We start from the raw sequence: 16414 nt of genomic DNA, 5'->3' as shown, positions 1-16414 counted from the left end.
CAAATACTGTGCCAAGTCGATTTATAGCTATAAAATGCAATTCCTGCCGAATTTTCGTGCATTTTAATCTTAAAAATCGGCATTTTTTGCCGGATACCCAGAAAAAAATGCCGGTATGGAGTTGATTTAATTTATCTCTTAATCCCCATTTGAAATAAGCTTAATTTTATCGCGAAGGCTTCTTTCTGAAATTTTTAGGATTTGTGCTGTTTTTTGTCGGTGATTTTTACAGTATTGAAGTGTAGCTGTTATTACTTTTTCCTCTATCTCTTTCATCGAGATTCCGATTGGGATACTAAAACTGTTAGAGTCTTCATCGGGACTTCCAGACTGTAATATTAGCTTTTGTTCTTGAACATATTGTGGCAAGTCAGTATCTTCCATATTTTTTGAGTTTGAAAGGGCAACAGCATACTCTATAATGTTACCAAGCTCGCGCACATTTCCTGGATAATGATAATCTAGCAACAACCGACGTGCTGATGCTGTGAACGTCTTATCTTCCCGATTCATATCCTTAGCGTGTTTTTTGATGAAATAATCCATAAGCAATGGTAAATCTTCTTTTCTTTCTCTTAATGGTGGCATAGAAATTGGGATAACATTTAGCCTGAAATACAAATCCTCTCGGAACTTACCTTCCATTACCATTTGTTCCAGATTTTTATTAGCTGCGCTTATAATACGCACATCCAATGATATTTTTGTATTGGAACCAAGTGGTGTTACTTCCCGTTCCTGTAGCACACGTAATAATTTAGCTTGAAGAGGAAGAGGCATTTCACTAATCTCATCGAGAAAAAGGATACCCCCATCGGCAGCGACGCATTTCCCTTCCTTCCGCTGTGTGGCACCGGAAAACGCTCCTTTTTCATAACCGAATAATTCAGATTCTAGCAACATTTCGGGTATAGCTGCACAATTAACAATCTGCATTGGATTGTTTTTTCGTCTTCCTAAAGTATGAATGTTTCGGGCGACAAGTTCTTTTCCAGTTCCACTTTCTCCTGTAATAAGAACACTTGAATCAATATCCTTCACTCTTTCGATCATTGAAAAAATACGCTGCATTGCTTTGCTGTTACCAAGGAAATTTCCGAATCCTCTAGTCTTCTCTAATTCTTCATGAAGCGTCTCTAACTGATTGGACATCTGTTTAAATTCGGCTGCCCTCATTAAAAGCAATGACAGTTCTTCTATATTGATAGGCTTTTCAATATAGTAATAGGCCCCATTTTTTATTGCCTCAATGGAAGTATCAATAGATGAATAGGCCGTCATCATGATTACAGTAACATTGGGGGACCTGTGTTTAATTTTTTGAAGAATATCTAATCCACTTATACTTCCAATCCGCAAATCAAGTAGAACAATATCAACTGAAATCTGTTCAATATGTCGAAGACCTTCATCTGGATCTGTAGTAGTGACAACTTGATAATCGTCTTCTAATGCAAAGCTAAGAGCTGTACAAATTGCAGGTTCGTCATCGATCACTAACACATGTGGCTTCATATTTCTGTTCCTCCTTTTATGATCATAACAAAAGATTTACTAACATTATTAACTCAAAATGGCTTCTTGTTCTTCAGATAAAGGTAATAAGATGACGAATTTTGTTCCTGAATTAAGATAACTTTTCACATAAATATCCCCATTATTTTCTTTAATTAGTCTGTATGATAACGTAAGTCCTAATCCGACCCCTTTTTCTTTATTGGTGAAGAAAGGTTCAAAGATGTGGTTTTGTTCCTCCTGTTTCATCCCCTTGCCCGTGTCAGCTATGATAATCCGTCCTGTTTTTTCGTTCATTTTATCAATTGTAATTTTAATAGTTTTATGCTTTGTTTCTTCTACCGCTTGAATAGAATTTAATACTAAGTTAAGAAGCACCTGATGAATTTGTTGTAAATCTATATAAAAAACAAGGTCTTCATCAATAGTTTGTTCAAAATTAATTTGTTTTTTTTCCATAGTTACCTTATGAAAAGCAAGTAAAGAAATAAGTTCGTGAGCGTAATAATTTCGTATATTTGGTGGACGTGGACGTGCATAATCAATTAGATCAGTAACAATTGCATTTAACCGGTTTACTTCAGTTGGCAAGTGTTCCATAAGAACTTGGCGAAATTGAGGATTTTCATATTTACTCGGAAGCAGATCAATGAAAGTTTTAATAGATGTTAAGGGATTCCGAATTTCATGTGCAACACCTGCGACTAGTTGACCAAGTGCATGCAACTTTTCTTGAGTGACCAATTTTTTCTCTAATAGTTTCTTTTCCGTCTCATCATTCATGGAAAGTAAGAATCCTGTTTGTATTTCTTCAGAACTATACATTTTATGTACCGTATACGAGATTACTTTGCGTTCACTCTCCTCATTTAATACCAAAACTTGAAAATAATTTGTCCCATTTTTCTCTTCATGTTCTTGATAGGAACTATTAAATAACCTTATTAGAGTTGGATAATTCCTAAGATTCAAAATATTTTCCGCGGAGATGTTAAGAATGTCCGATGCTTTTGCATTACAGCTAGTTATTACAAAATCAAGGTCGAATGTAATGATCCCTGTATTTATATTGTTTAAAATTTGATCTTTAAATGCTTTACTATTAGCAATATTTTGCCGTTGCATCTGTAAATCCTTATTTAAAAGGTGTAGACTCTTTGTTTGGGCATGGACTGATTTCTTAAGTTTTTGATTCCATATGTAAATAATTAAAAGGATCAGAGCTACTGCGGCTAAGATTATGATTAACCAAAAGATAAATTGCTCCAACCTGGCAATTTTTTGATTGGATTGAGGCATGACCCATTTATCAATTATCTCGTTTAAATTTCGATTTGCTTTAAGTTCAGTGAGTGTATTGTCCATCATGAAAAGCAACGTTTGATTCCCTTTTTTAACTGCAATCGTATAATCTGCGGGTTCAATAACTTCATCAAGTATGATGTAATGATTTTCTAGTCTGAACTTTTTTAAATAATAGTCTGCAGTCCATTTGTTTCCGATAAATACATCTGCCCGTTTGTTCAATAATGTTAGAATACCCGAGTATTGATTAGAAACAGTAGTTAGGTTTGTATTTCTCATGTTCAAAAATGTGCTGATTACTGGCGTGTTATTATCAAGTACAACATGTGAATTACGTAAATCTGTGAGAGTATGAATATCATTTTGCTTGGCGTTTGGGATAATTATTGATTGAGACATTGTGAAATATGATTGGGTAAAGTCAAATTGATTATCTTTTTCGGTACTATATGTACTACCAACAATCGCATCAATAGATCCATCCTTTAAAGCCTTTTCCGCATCTTGCATACCCATAGGAATATATTCAAAATCAAGCCTATTATAATCCGCTATTTTCTCCATTATATCAATGTTAATACCAGTCAGCTCTCCATCCTTATTTTTAAATGAAAAAGGTGGAAGAGCCCATTCTCCTGCAATTTTATACGTTTTTTGTTCGGCAAAAATATCAGGGGACCATATTGTTTGAAAAAAGAGAGTGAAACAACATATACCTAATATTTTATACAATTGTTTTATAATTAAGAGCCCTCCTTAAAGTTGAAATTCTTAATTCCATGTAGTCATACTCTCGTTAAAAAACGCCATGATATTAATACTTCTCCAATAAGAACATGATACCTTTAATATCAAACATATTATTAGTGAAATCTGACACAGTTTTACATGTTGCAACAAATTATGTGCCGCTATTCTACAATAAATAAATCAACTTATTGTAGTAGGTAGCCACGCTGCCACCATTGCATCAGCACGTTTGCAAAATCTGTATATATGTAAATCGAGATTAATGTCAAAAGCCTAATTACTATATAATTAAGTACCACATATTCATACTGAATACAGAAAGCTAAGCAACTAAAGTAAGAATAGCCCCTCTCACATTGAGAAGGGCTATTCAAACAATTCATATAATTTTCATTCACTTTTAGAAATAGCATCTGATTCTATTTAGTTTAGTTTAGAAAAGATTAACCTAGCAGGTGCCGATTTTAGAGAATTCCAACAGAAAAAAATAGTCCGCATAGTCAATTGTATACTCCTAAAAAGTAAACTCTTCCTCGTATAAAATTAATGTAATTTTGGCAAATTGAGATTAATTAAATTGATAAATGTCAATAATATTAAGAAAAGGAGTGAATAAAATGTCGATACAACAAACTAGGCCAATTAAACACCAAGTAGTCTCTGAAACAGAGAAGACCTTAAGGATGTTAGTGAAGAATGAAAATATGTCTCCAGAATTACAAGATTGCTATAAATTAGTGATTGGACACTTAAAACATATAATGGGCCATAAATATAACGGAAAGTAATGTTTGGTCATACTCACTATTTAGATTTAGTTCCGGATGTTTATTAGATTCAATTTCAACTTAAAGTCAATCTTTTCGCTCATTTTACTCCATTTCACTACAAAAACCCAATAATAGGAAAATGTTTAATAGTCTATTTTCTTAGATTCAGATATAGAATCCAACTCGAACATTTAAGGTGTTTTCCTAATTGAATTTCATAGGACAAAATTGTCTATTCATTGATTATTTGCCCAATTTAATTTCTAACAACTCAAAAAAGCTAATATTACTCTATAGATGGAAAAATTTCAAAAAGCATTTCCTTAAAATCACAAGGCTTTATTTATGGCAGGTTCTGTTATCTTGTTCAACTAACGGTTGAGATTTGATTCCAGATGCTCCTCTAGAGACAAAATTCTAAACGCTAACTCTTGATTTAGGTCCAAGACCCCTATAACAATCTGATTATCTTCCGTTATTGTTACATATCTTAAGGTTTCATCACCTTGAATCCGAAAATTGGTTTCCAATGGTGTCTCCATCTTTGCAAAGACAGTATCTGTGTACGTAAGTGGAAGAAAATCATCTAAACCTTCTTCGGGGCTACCTAGCCACTTAAACATAAAATCTTTCAATGAAAGTCGTTCAATCGTCGATAGATGATTTTTAAATGTTAATTTGTCTACTGTTACTTTTTTCAACTTAACCACTCCTCAATATTAAATAAAGTTTATACGTATAAACTCCTAACATCAAGGGTATTACAATGACAAACGATTTACATTTTGATTACTAGCTAACTTAATAAGCCATCTATTCCAACCATTTCCCGAGTATCTAATTACTTCTTCTTTAATCTTTTTTTTAAATAGTAAGGTATTTTTTTCTGAATTTCCAAATCGTATTTCACTATTTCCTCTAAACAGTAGCTTTGCCTACCTATCATTAGTACTCATTTTCTTATAACTCCTTATATATTTATCTACCATGAGGTTTTGTAGTTTCCTTTACCATTCATGGGAGTTTTATAGCTATTATTTTCACCATCTTGCCATATATTATTTCCACTTTCATCTTTTATGAGGAACTTGAATTCATAGAATCGATCTGCGGCTAAATGGAATGTTCCACTCCAGTTGCCTTCTGGATTTTGGGTTAGCTTATATTCGTAATCTGCAGGATTCCACCTGCCGATTTCTCCTCTATCCCCAATCAAGTAAACACCCTGATTGGGTGTGACAGGTACATTTTCAACTGTGAATGTAACTGGAATAGACCTACCTTCTAATTTATCTGCCAGCATCCTAAACTCATTTGTTGGATTTCCTTCATCATCGAATAAATATGACATTCTAAGCAAGGTAAAGCCGTCAAAATCGTAGTTGAAAACCATTTCTGCAATATTATCGAAACCCCATTCATTATTGATAAGAGGAAGTGCATTTTCACCGTTTAAGGAAATTCCTTTCTCTTTAGCTAAAGTAGCGATTTGAGTCACTAACGTTTTGGGAGCGCTATAGAATGGTGCAGTATGGGCGTCGTAATCTCCCATTTCTAAACAAGTAAACGTGAGGGCCAAATTAGATTTTTTAAACTGATCAAGTAGTTGAGAGTAGTTATAGTAACCAGCGCTATACTCTGCTGAATGCGGCATAACTGGATCATTCATTTTCCAATGGACACCTGAGATTTTAGCCCCAATTGGTACATTAAAAACTTTATCAAAATGTTTATGGGCAAATTTCGAAATTTTTGAAAGATGATTTTCAAGAGCTCCTTGATACCACTCCATAAAGTCGTTTCCAAATTGTGTGTCACTTGCTCCACCACTAGTAAAAAATTCATCCCCATTACCTGGCGGTTGAATCTCATTCCATTTTTTATACTCAGTTCCCCAAGCAGCATTGAGTTTTTTAATAGTTGAATATTTTTCTTTCATGGTAAGCCTGAAATTCCGTTTCGCACCTTCTGTATAAACTTGAAGCTGTCCCCTCTCAGGATAGTTCCAACCGTCTGCATTTTGATAGGAGGGATATCTTAATTCCCCAGCTGGACCTGCACTTAGATAGATTTTGACAATTAGATCCTTTTTATCAGCAAAGTTCGTTGCAAAGGATTTGTACAATTCGTTGTATTGATCAGCTGTTCCATCCCACCATGGAGCAAGTACTTCTTTATTCCAGTAACCACTTTCACTCTTGAATGCCATGTTTTCGGCAGAGTCTTTCTTCCAGAGCCAACTTGGGATGGGATAGTTACAATCATCCCCCACATTACCACCACATTGATGCGTAGATAAAATGGGCACCCATTTTAAACCGGAAGCTTCCACTACCTCCCCATACTTTTTATAATAGGACCATTCAAACTTATTATCTTTTTTACTCTCGACTAATCCCCACCAGATATCTGTTGTTATTGCATATACTCCATTTTCCTTCAACTGAATCAATTCTGCTTTAAATGCTTCCCAATCTGTTATTTCACCCAATGGCGCCATCACATATAGCTTGTAATCTGGTTTTACTTCTGCAAAACCAGGTGAAGTACTTGATAAAGGAACAAAATACAGCATAAAGGTAAACATGCCAATAGATAATTTTTTCAAAAAACCACACCTTCCCTTATTGATAATAGAAACCGAGACTTAGTAATAAAATCAGAAATAAGGTTCATGATGTGATTACGTTTTCATTTTCGTGAAAAATAAAGTTGACCTTTACAAAAAAGTATATTTCACTTGGAAATATTTATCAATTATTTTTTCGGGAAATATAGGGAATATCCGTCTCAGTATAATAGCTAAGCAGGGACTTCAGGAGTTCATAACTCCTCAAAAAAGAAAAACTGGATAGTCCTAAAAAAGACTATCCAGAAAAAAATTCCTAATGGATGCTCTTTCTATATGTTTAGTTTGGGATATATTTTCGAACCGTTAACAATTCAATCTATTAATAAGCTTCATCAGCAAAGGTCATTCTCGTCCATATCGGTATCTCTCAAATAGATTTTTCATTAAGGATTTTGCTCTCTTAATAAGAGCTCTTTCTTACATTTCTTTTTATTGATGACTACATCTTCATTTGAGGGTTGGTTCTACTCACTGCACGAAACAAGAACTTACTTCATATGATGTGTTATTGGCGGGAAGTAGATATGGAACAATCAGTATTATAACCAGGGAAAGGTTGGGGGCAACAATATGAGGCAATATCCAATTCATAACATTCCATTTCAAAATCTTCAGGAAAAAAACATGTCATTTGAAGAAGTATTCGATCATATTGTAGAGTTCATGAAATTAAATCCATCTGGTAACTATCGATTGATGTTCGGTACTGATTCTCAAGTACATAAAAAACATACGGTTTTCATTACAGGCATTGTGATACAGCAGGTCGGGAATGGTGTGTGGGCTTGTATAAGAAAAGTGACGATTCCTAGAAGGATGACCCAATTACATGAACGTATTTCCCATGAATTGTCGTTAACTGAGGAGATTGTATCCATGTTTACGGAAGAAAGAAAAAATCAGTTAATCGATATTGTACTGCCTGCTGTATATCAAGGGGCAACGTTCATCATGGAGGGCCATATTGATATCGGGATTGGAAAACGGAACAAAACAAGTGAGTTTGTAAAAGAAATGGTAGCTAGGATGGAATCCATGGGAGTGGAACCCAAAATTAAACCCAATGCTTTCGTTGCCTCAAGTTATGCCAATCGGTATACAAAGCAAGAATAAATGTTGCCAATACAACATGTAAGGTACCAAGCTGTAAACTATGGCATTTTTTTCAAAAAAAAGTAAGACGGTTGAAAATAAATATATTAGTTCAATATGGGTTCGATATTATCGGTTCGATTCTTCAGACTACAAAGCGATACATACAATTCCTATAGTACATTGTGAAAAAACAGCAAAAAACCGGCCTCAGACCGAGACCGGTTTCAACATTTAAAGATGTAAGCCGCCATTGCCGTATTCAGTAAGAAAGTTTTAAACCACCACTCCTCAAAGTGGGTGTTTGCAGAAAAAATCCTGTTGTCCAAGTCAGTGACAAGGCATAACATTCCTGTTTCAATATAAAACTCCCTATTACAGCTTAAAGGTTAAAACTTAATAATCATTACGAACAGCGCAGCTTGTATACTTATATTACCTAAACTCCGCTCATTCCACAATGTAAATAATTACCATTATCTAAAAAGATTCCGCAAAGCCCTATACAACCTAAAATAGCTACGAATGAATTGAACATTTGTAAATCAAAATATCGGTATATTCCCATATTTACTAACTTAAATGATCACTGTCTCAAAAGTTTATGTAATGAGGGTAGGGCGAAATTTTTTTCATATCCTTCCCTGGCTACTGATATAATAGAATCTATTAAAAAAGGTAAACCAGTAATTTTTACTGGTCGACCTTATAAAGCGAAAGTAGACGCTCGTGTGAATGTAATTTAAGATGGATAATTAATTTTACCAGTTTCAACTAATTGTTTTAACCCTTCAAACATATAACCCCAACCTTGTTCAGTTTGACTATTATATTCATCATGTGCTTTTTCAATGTCTTCCACAGTCCAACCTTCTTCGTGAGGAACGACAATCAATTGTGTGAAGGTCATCTCGCAGCCATTTTCAAAAGGATTAATTTCAACGGTAATCCTGTCCTCCGTATCACTGAATTGAGGCATTTTAAATGTGAAAACTAATTTACTTGGTGAGTCAACTTCTATGAACTTACCAACTGCCCTGTAATCTTTACCTTCTCTATGGTCGACAATTTCCCAGGTGCCACCTACAATAGGCTCATTGTTTGCCACTTTATTCGTTGATTCCATTGTAAAAAACCATTTTCTCATCAATTCTGGGTTCAGCCAAGCGTCAAATACTCTTTCCGCCGGGACATCAAAACGACGAATCATAGTAAGTGTTGTTGTTGATGTATTAACCATCTTTATCAACCTTTCCTAAAAAAGTTAATTATAAAATTGTACTAACAATCTAATGTCTTCCTTTTTGGCTTTATTTAGCTCACGTTCCAGAACATCAAACTACCTGTTCCAAAATCACTTATAAAAACGAAGCCATTCTATAGTGGATGATAACGAATCGGGATTTAGACGACATATATATGTTCTCCCTTTCGTTGTCTTATTAAGTAATACCGCCCGTTCTAAAACTTTGATATGCTTAGAAATTGCTGCTAAAGACATATCAAAAGGTGCTGCCAGTTCTGAAACTGTTCGGTCATTAGAGGCAATAAGGCGAACTATTTCTCTTCGAGTTGGGTCAGCAAAAGCTTGGAAAATATTATCTAGTTTATCATTATTATGTTCAACCATATGGTTGAACATAATGGATAAAACTAAATAACTCAACCATTTGGTTAAGCCTTTTATTTTTAACAGATTCGTGTAATGTATAACATCAACTCTTTATTTCACTATCTTGCTTACGTTAGGGCAACAAGAAAAGCGATTTATTCCGATTACTGCCTAATATAGCGGAAGCTCTTCTATATAATGTAAGTTCCTCATAGAATAAGTGATGGATGATAAATAAATACTTAGCTGTAAGCTAAATTGGATTGCAACTCTTAAATCATTCCCTTTTCTTAATGTAGATAGGGTAAACGCTACTTTTGAAAGAAATAATATGAACAAATTATGTATACTCCAATAAAAACAAAAAATATATTATGAAATTACTAATATTTCTCTTTTACTAATGTCGATCTTGTTGTAATATAAATGTAACAATTGTAATATTAATTGCGCTATTGTTACATAATTATCCTAATTAGAGATTGGGGAGAGAAAGTATGAAAAAATTTTCAGGTATGCTATTATCAATCATCATTCTTTTTTGTACAATGAGTACCGAAGTTACAGCACAAAATACATCACAGAATTTATCTGACAAAAATGCATTAAAGATAGCCGATAAAGCCAGCAATCATTTCTGGAATGCATTACATGGATACACTAATCAATCCTGTTCACAAAAAACATTTAATTATAAAGGTACAGAGTATTCTTACCTTTGCCAAGAATTTAATACTAAAGACAAGCTAGTTAAATACTTAACTGAAACATTTACTAATAGTGCAGTAGAAAAAGGGCTGACAAAGTATAAATATATTACGTATAAAGGAAAATTAGCTCGTCCTATAGGGGACGGCGATAGCATGTTAGAATGGCGGAAAGCAAAAATTAAATTGGTCTCTCAAAAACTAAACGTTAGATCTTATAAATTAATTGTTCCTACTGTTGATGGTGACACCGTAAACCGAACTGTTACCTTTTTCAAGTCAGGATCTACTTGGAAAGTAAATCAGTTCGATGCAGTTCAATAAGAAAATAGCAAAAATGAAACACCTCTTATCCAATATAGTTAAAACTATATTGGATAAGAGGTGTATTTTTTATGAGAACTACCGTTTGTATGGAAAATTCTTTATATAGGCTCATATTTGTGTATGGCGCGGAACCTCACTTCTAAAAAAGCACAGCAAGTGTGTATTAACGAATTTTTGCTTTTCGAAAACCTTTATAGGATTCCAAGACTGTAAAAAATACATCGATTAGAATGACTCCCCAGTAAATCGAGCTTTTCCATTCATTGATAGAAAATAGATTCGAGATATACGTAATGAATTCGTGAGTGAATAAATTCGGATTACTGATGATGATGATAAAAGTTATAGTGGAAAGTAGCTGATAAATGGCATTGAACAAGGCAAGTTTTAGCGTCCATTGTCCTACGAGTAACTTGTAAATCGCCAAGATAACGCCTAAGATAATGATGCAAAAAATCAGCGGCCAATAGGAATTCAAGACCTCTTGATTAAAAGAGGGTGTCACAAAAATGAGGCCGTTATTTCTTCCTTCATAGACTCCTAAGAGGTTGGCTGCGTTGAAATAAACGGCAGCGAATATTGAAATACCTAACAAACTTCCGAAAATCTCAATCTTAGGAATTACTTTTTTCTTAGAAATGTTCGGAATATGTTTTAAATCCTCTGGAGTCCATCGTTTCAAACTTTTTGTTAAAGGCATCTGATCCTTTGAAGTATCTGTACGTTCTAAAATGGCAAATAAAAGCGTTAACCAAAAAAACACTTGGATACCTGTACTGATGATCCCTGCTATCCCTTTTCCGATTAACATGATAACGACTTCTATAACCGTTTTTTCACCAATATCTCCAAACACATTTTCTCCTATAAGTGCAATCAAGGAAATTACGGCTGCGATTGGTAAAATCATTTTTAATAGACTGATATATACATCATAATAACGTGGTCCAATCAAGTGCATTGGCCGATCACGATAACCACTTGCCAGTGTAACCGGATCTCCTAATTTTAAAAGGACCTCCTTCACGTCTTGCTCGGTATAATCGTCTGGAAGCATATCTTCGATTGTTGACTGAAGCTCAAGCGCAATATCCTCTCGGTTTTTCTCTGGTAGTCTGCGGGTAACTTCCTGAATATAAAGTTCAATCAGTTCCATCGTCTTCCTCTCCTTTTAATAAAATATAAAGCTCCTGAGATGTTTTTTCCCATTCCTTCTTTAGTTGAATGAAAATTTTGTTTCCATAATCGCTTAAAATATAATACTTACGCGGTCTGCTCTCTGTAGTATCCCAACTACTAGTCACCAATTCTTGTTTTTCCAGGCGTCGAAGCAATGGATATAATGTACTTTGATCAATGGTAATTCCCGATTTCTCTAATCGTTGGACAAGCGAATAACCATATTGGGGTTTTTTGAGCTGACTTAGAACTGCTAACGTCAAAGTTCCTCTGCGAAGTTCTGTTGTTAATGAATTCAATAAAGTGCTCACCCACTCACCTCTTCTCTATACTATGTGACGTACACTATACTTTATACTATGTATCATACACTATTATAGTTCCTACACCAACAAAAAATGTAAATATTTTCCGAAAAAGGATTAAGTGTTTGGAAATTTTAGAGTCACAAAAAAGAGAAGCGATTTACGCCTCTCTGCATTTCGTTATTAAAATCATACAAGAATGACCCATAAAATCATCGTGGTAATTATCGTAACTACACCCTGTAGCAATGTTGCCATCGTTTGTGCTTTGTAGGCATCCGTTACTTTCATTCCACTAAATTGGGTGACTACCCAGAAGAAGCTATCGTTTACATGGCTAACAGTCATCGCACCTGCTCCAACAGCCATAACAACCAATGCAAGTGGGACAGCACCCTCAATACCTAGTGTTGGTAGCATTGGTGCAATCAATGATGATGTAATGACTAATGATGCTGTGGATGACCCCTGAGCTGTTTTCAAACCAGCTGCAATAAGGAATGGAACTAACAGGAACAAAGCTCCACTAAAGATGCTTCCAAGATCCCAACCTTGAATGATGTCCGCGATACCTGTATTTTTAATGACTGTTCCAAAAGCCCCGCCTGCTCCTGTAATTAATAAAATTGGGGCTGCATCTAATAAGGCTGTCGCAATCCAATTTGTTAACGTTTCTTCATCATATTTTGGTAGCAAGGTGAGTGCTGAGATAACACCTACAAGCAATGCAATCACGGGCTGGCCTAAGAAAATGAAAAATGAAGCGATACTTCCTTCTGTTCCAATCAGATTTAATACCGAACTAACTCCAATTAGGACGATTGGTAAAACAATTGGTAAAAAGGATTGAAAAGCAGATGGCATTTTCCCAAATGAACGAATAATCTCATCATAATCGTAGTCCAAATCATTTCGATCATCTTCTACCTCTATTTTGCTGGCCACTTTTATTGACCATAAATATCCAGCAAGTGCCGCAGGAATAGCGGTAATAAGCCCTATTAAAATGACAGTTCCTAAATATCCATCTGCTCCTATATTTCCTGCTGCTGCAATTGGACCGGGAGTAGGCGGCACAAGCGTATGTGTTGCATACAAGCCAGTTGCAAGCGCAACTGACATTGAAGCAACAGCCACTTTTGCTCGTTTTGCCAAGGCTTTTCTTAAGCTGGATAGAATTACGAATCCAGAATCACAAAAAACAGGTATGGATACAATAAATCCAATCATACTCATCGCTAGCTGCGGTCTTTTTGGACCGACAATACGCAGTACAACCTCTGCCATTCGTAAAGCTGCTCCTGCCTTTTCCAAAATAGTTCCAATAATTGTTCCAAAAACGATGACAAGCCCAATGCTTGTCATCAAACCACCAAATCCCCCGTTTATATTCTCTACAATTTGTTCTAGAGGCATTCCTGAAGCAAACCCAACAAACAAGGTTCCTAATAGAAGCGATAAGAACGGATGTAGCTTAAATTTGGTTGTTGCAAATACAATCAAAAAAACTCCGATGGCTAAAACAATAAATAACATAGGATAACCCCCTATTTTTTATTTATTAAAAGAAGCTAAAAAAGTGCGCATTACTTGCTCAGCTGAAGCCTCTAAAAATTCAGCCCCTCTTTCCATAGCTTCTTGTAACGTCATGGGAGCGTTTACAAGACTATGAATGCTAGTAATTCCATGATTATATAAAACGTCAATACCTGTTCCAATGGAACCAGCTAAGACAAATACGGGAATGCCTTGCTTTTTCGCTTCTTCTGCCACTCCCATGGGTGTTTTACCTGATGCTGTTTGGTAATCGATTTGTCCTTCACCAGTAAAGACACAATGAGCTCCACGGAGTTTTTCTCCAAGTTTGGTATATTCAATAACGATATCGACGCCTCTTTTCGTTTCGGCAGAGAAAAAGGCTTGGAATGCACCACCAATTCCGCCTGCAGCACCAGCCCCTGCTTTATTATGCAAGCTAATACCTGTCTTGGTTTCTACCAAATCAGCCCAAATTGATATAGCTTTATCGAGAAGATCCACCATGACTGGTGTTGCCCCTTTTTGTGGACCAAATACAGAAGAGGCCCCATCAGGTCCGACCAATGGATTTTGAACATCTGATGCGATTATAAACTCACATTCTGCTATTCTTGAATCAAAATCTTGTGTATTTATTTCCACAATTCGTGATAATTCCGCCCCTCCGAATCCAACCGATTTCCCTTCTAAATCTAATATTTTCATTCCTAAAGCCTGGAGCATTCCCACTCCGCCATCATTGGTAGCGCTTCCACCAATTCCTAAAATAAATTTTCGACATCCATCATTCAATGCTTTTTGAATGAGCTCGCCAGTTCCATATGTAGTGGCTATCAATGGGTTCAGTTTATCTGACTCAACTAGATATAAACCTGATGCACTTGCCATTTCAATCACACATGTTTCCTGATCTCCCAAGATTCCATATGCAGCCTGCACGCTATCAAGTAATGGTCCTTTTACTGTAACTTCGACTTTCCGACCATTTGTTGCAGCAACAAGACTATCCATTGTACCCTCGCCGCCATCCGCTACGGGAACTAGTACTGTCTCTGCAGCTGGCAATACCTTTTTGACTCCCCGGTCTATTGCTTGCGAAGCCTCTAGTGCTGTCAAGCTTCCTTTAAAGGAATCTGGTGCAATAACAATTTTCATGGTCAGGCCCCCTACGAATAAATTTAATATTAGTTTTATTATAATATTCAGAAATATTTTAATCATCGTTCAAGCTATACAAAAAATTAGTATGACATATTTAGTTTTTTTGGCTATACTACATAGAAATAATTATCCTATGTTTGCTTTTTTCATTAATATCTAAATTTAATAAACTACTAGTATTAGAGTGGGTTCGAGTATTACCTTAAAACACTTATATAAAAATTAAAAGGTTAGTTAATAAAAATAGCTACACTTATTCTATCTCAGCAGTAAAACTACCTAAAAAACTATTTAAGGATGATTTATATGCTAACTCAAGAAATGGCAAGGAAAATTGTTAAACAAACTACTATCAGACTCAATCGAAATATCAATATTATGGATGAGAAAGGAACCATTATAGCTTCAGGGAATCCTGATCGTATTAACCAAGCGCATTTTGGAGCAATAGAGGTACTTAAAACCGGTAAACCTTTAATTATTCATGAACAGGATCGCCATCATTGGCTGGGCGTACTTCCTGGTATTAATTTACCCATAGAGTTCCAGAAAGTAATTATTGGTGTTATAGGGATCACAGGAGACCCCGCAGAACTCAAGGAGTTTGGAGAATTAGTGAAAATGATTACAGAAATGATGCTTAATCAATCATTTATGGCAGAACAACTCGAGTGGAAACAGCATTTGAAGGAACTCGTTTTTGAAGATTTACTTAAGGAAACGATTAATCAAAATTCAATAGATCAGCGACTCAACTTGATTGGAATGAAATTAGAACCTCCTTTTCAAGTAGGTATTTTGGAAATAAAATTGAATCCGTTAAAAAAGAATGAGGTGATTCAACTATTAGAAAATGTTTTCGATATACAACACACTCTTATTGGATTCTTAAACGTTAATCGAGTTTTCATACTAACTTCTACCCTTTCTGAAAATTTAATGAAGCAAAAAATGAATACAGCTATCCATCAATTAATCGCAAAAAGATTTTCTTTGCGGGTTGGGATGGGTTCATTGGCGGAATCCGAATTATATATATGTCACTCATTCCACGAAGCCGAATCAGCCCTGTTACTCGGCGACGACAATCAGTCTTTAACTACATATACAGAAGTGGAAACCAAAGCCCTTTTGGACAGAATAGATGATCGAACGAAACAACAATTTCAAGAAAGAATATTGGGCAGCTTATCTGAAAAACTGATTGAAACACTCCAACAATTTTTCCTTAGTAACTTAAATATCGGCGAATGTGCAAAAAGTATGTACATTCACCGTAATTCTCTTATTTACAGAATCAAAAAAATAAAGGAAATCACTGGTTATAACCCTCAGGAGCTAAATGATGCAATAACCTTACAGTTAGCCATTTGGGTCAAACAAATGCAGCGGAAAGTTTGATTTTTATTGAGTGATAAAGTTGTACCTTCAATCTAATTATGTTCCTTTCCTGTTTAAAAGTCTGGAGTGAATTTTTGTATAAATAATCGAAGTACCGAGTAGATTAACAATACATGATT

At 35.2% G+C, this 16414-nt stretch carries 14 protein-coding genes and 1 other RNA gene; 4 read left to right on the top strand and 11 right to left on the bottom strand.

Going from position 1 to position 16414, the window contains the following annotated elements; all coding sequences use genetic code 11:
• Nucleotides 1–138: 138 nt before the first annotated feature.
• Nucleotides 139–1515, bottom strand: a complete 1377-nt coding sequence (locus tag AKG34_RS10725) for a sigma-54-dependent transcriptional regulator (protein WP_053346072.1) — start codon at nt 1513–1515, stop codon at nt 139–141.
• A 48-nt stretch (nt 1516–1563) separates the two neighbouring features.
• Nucleotides 1564–3552 (bottom strand): transporter substrate-binding domain-containing protein, encoded by a 1989-nt coding sequence (locus AKG34_RS10720; RefSeq protein WP_053346071.1) that lies wholly within the window; start codon nt 3550–3552, stop codon nt 1564–1566.
• Between the two features lie 635 nt (nt 3553–4187).
• Between AKG34_RS10720 and AKG34_RS27960 the strand changes: the two genes are divergently transcribed.
• Nucleotides 4188–4358, top strand: coding sequence for a hypothetical protein (locus AKG34_RS27960; RefSeq protein WP_161804923.1), 171 nt, complete (start codon nt 4188–4190; stop codon nt 4356–4358).
• A gap of 353 nt (nt 4359–4711) precedes the next feature.
• On the opposite strand, the gene AKG34_RS10715 is transcribed toward AKG34_RS27960, so the two are convergent.
• Together AKG34_RS10715 and AKG34_RS10710 are read right to left on the bottom strand one after the other, a co-directional pair.
• Nucleotides 4712–5041, bottom strand: a complete 330-nt coding sequence (locus AKG34_RS10715) for a hypothetical protein (protein WP_053346070.1) — start codon at nt 5039–5041, stop codon at nt 4712–4714.
• A gap of 281 nt (nt 5042–5322) precedes the next feature.
• A complete protein-coding gene (locus AKG34_RS10710) occupies nt 5323–6948 on the bottom strand; it encodes a family 14 glycosylhydrolase (RefSeq protein ID WP_161804922.1) in 1626 nt (541 codons plus the stop codon).
• Nucleotides 6949–7542: 594 nt separating this feature from the next.
• Between AKG34_RS10710 and AKG34_RS10705 the strand changes: the two genes are divergently transcribed.
• On the top strand, nt 7543–8085 hold the full coding sequence (locus AKG34_RS10705) for a ribonuclease H-like YkuK family protein (RefSeq protein ID WP_053346069.1): 543 nt from the start codon (nt 7543–7545) through the stop codon (nt 8083–8085).
• 219 nt (nt 8086–8304) lie between these two features.
• Here the strand turns inward: AKG34_RS10705 and ssrS are convergent.
• From ssrS to AKG34_RS10695, 3 genes are all read right to left on the bottom strand, one after another.
• Nucleotides 8305–8491, bottom strand: a non-coding RNA gene (ssrS, locus tag AKG34_RS26845) — 6S RNA.
• 315 nt (nt 8492–8806) lie between these two features.
• Entirely contained in the window at nt 8807–9304 is a 498-nt protein-coding gene (locus AKG34_RS10700; RefSeq protein ID WP_053346068.1) for an SRPBCC family protein, read from the bottom strand.
• 114 nt (nt 9305–9418) lie between these two features.
• Nucleotides 9419–9694 (bottom strand): ArsR/SmtB family transcription factor, encoded by a 276-nt coding sequence (locus AKG34_RS10695; protein WP_236695008.1) that lies wholly within the window; start codon nt 9692–9694, stop codon nt 9419–9421.
• A gap of 479 nt (nt 9695–10173) precedes the next feature.
• On the opposite strand from AKG34_RS10695, the gene AKG34_RS10690 reads away from it, so the two are divergent.
• On the top strand, nt 10174–10707 hold the full coding sequence (locus AKG34_RS10690) for a DL-endopeptidase inhibitor IseA (RefSeq protein ID WP_053346067.1): 534 nt from the start codon (nt 10174–10176) through the stop codon (nt 10705–10707).
• A gap of 166 nt (nt 10708–10873) precedes the next feature.
• On the opposite strand, the gene AKG34_RS10685 is transcribed toward AKG34_RS10690, so the two are convergent.
• The 4 genes from AKG34_RS10685 to AKG34_RS10670 all read right to left on the bottom strand — a co-directional run bounded on the left by AKG34_RS10685 (nt 10874) and on the right by AKG34_RS10670 (nt 14888).
• On the bottom strand, nt 10874–11866 hold the full coding sequence (locus tag AKG34_RS10685; RefSeq protein WP_053346066.1) for an HAAS signaling domain-containing protein: 993 nt from the start codon (nt 11864–11866) through the stop codon (nt 10874–10876).
• On the bottom strand, nt 11853–12200 hold the full coding sequence (locus AKG34_RS10680; protein ID WP_053346065.1) for a PadR family transcriptional regulator: 348 nt from the start codon (nt 12198–12200) through the stop codon (nt 11853–11855). Before AKG34_RS10680 ends, AKG34_RS10685 begins: the two co-directional genes overlap by 14 nt.
• A 183-nt stretch (nt 12201–12383) precedes the next feature.
• On the bottom strand, nt 12384–13730 hold the full coding sequence (locus AKG34_RS10675; protein WP_053346064.1) for a GntP family permease: 1347 nt from the start codon (nt 13728–13730) through the stop codon (nt 12384–12386).
• An 18-nt stretch (nt 13731–13748) separates the two neighbouring features.
• Nucleotides 13749–14888: a glycerate kinase gene (locus AKG34_RS10670; protein ID WP_053346063.1), complete on the bottom strand. Its 1140-nt coding sequence runs from the start codon at nt 14886–14888 to the stop codon at nt 13749–13751.
• A 312-nt stretch (nt 14889–15200) separates the two neighbouring features.
• Between AKG34_RS10670 and AKG34_RS10665 the strand changes: the two genes are divergently transcribed.
• On the top strand, nt 15201–16295 hold the full coding sequence (locus AKG34_RS10665) for a CdaR family transcriptional regulator (RefSeq protein ID WP_053346062.1): 1095 nt from the start codon (nt 15201–15203) through the stop codon (nt 16293–16295).
• Nucleotides 16296–16414: the final 119 nt, after the last annotated feature.

The organism is Peribacillus butanolivorans (assembly GCF_001273755.1).
Lineage (GTDB): Bacteria > Bacillota > Bacilli > Bacillales > DSM-1321 > Peribacillus > Peribacillus butanolivorans.
The sequence above is the reverse complement of the archived record's forward strand: the minus strand, read 5'-3'. Positions and strand labels throughout refer to the sequence as shown.